This window comes from Sphingomonas sp. AOB5, assembly GCF_029433115.1.
GTDB lineage: Bacteria > Pseudomonadota > Alphaproteobacteria > Sphingomonadales > Sphingomonadaceae > Sphingomonas.
This window is the reverse complement of the sequence record NZ_JARNTV010000140.1, coordinates 1-657: the sequence shown is the minus strand read 5'-3', so window position 1 is coordinate 657 and position 657 is coordinate 1. Positions and strand designations below refer to the sequence as shown.

At 65.6% G+C, this 657-nt stretch carries 1 protein-coding gene; it reads right to left on the bottom strand.

The genetic code is table 11. The annotated features are described in order from the left end of the window. Window positions 1–653: alcohol dehydrogenase catalytic domain-containing protein (locus P1X14_RS22065; protein ID WP_277317573.1), on the bottom strand; the 653-nt coding region annotated here is incomplete at its 3' end. Between the last annotated feature and the right edge of the window lie 4 nt (window positions 654–657).

Here is a 657-nt window from a genome sequence, read left to right as displayed (position 1 = left end):
TCGACGCCGATGATCTTGTTCGCGCCCGCCAGCCGCGCGCCCTGGATCACGTTCAGGCCGATGCCGCCCAGGCCGAAGATCACGACATTGTCGCCCACCTGCACCTTGGCGGTGTTGATCACCGCGCCCACGCCGGTGGTGACGCCGCAGCCGATATAGCAGCTCGACTGGAACGGCGCGTCCTCGCGGATCTTCGCCACCGCGATCTCGGGCAGCACGGTGAAGTTCGAGAAGGTCGAGCAGCCCATATAATGGAAGATCGGCTGGCCCTTGTAGCTGAAGCGGGTCGTGCCGTCGGGCATCAGGCCCTTGCCCTGGGTCGCGCGGATCGCGGTGCACAGGTTGGTCTTGCCGCTCAGGCACGACTTACACTGGCGGCATTCCGGGGTGTAGAGCGGGATCACGTGATCGCCCGGCACCACGCTGGTGACGCCTGCGCCGACTTCGCGCACGATACCCGCACCTTCATGGCCGAGCACCGAGGGGAAGATGCCCTCGCTGTCGAACCCGTCGAGCGTATAGGCGTCGGTGTGGCAGATGCCGGTCGCCATGATCTCGACCAGCACTTCGCCGGCCTTCGGACCCTCAAGGTCGAGTTCGACGATCTCCAGCGGCTTCTTGGCTTCGAATGCGACGGCGGCGCGAGTCTTCATGGGG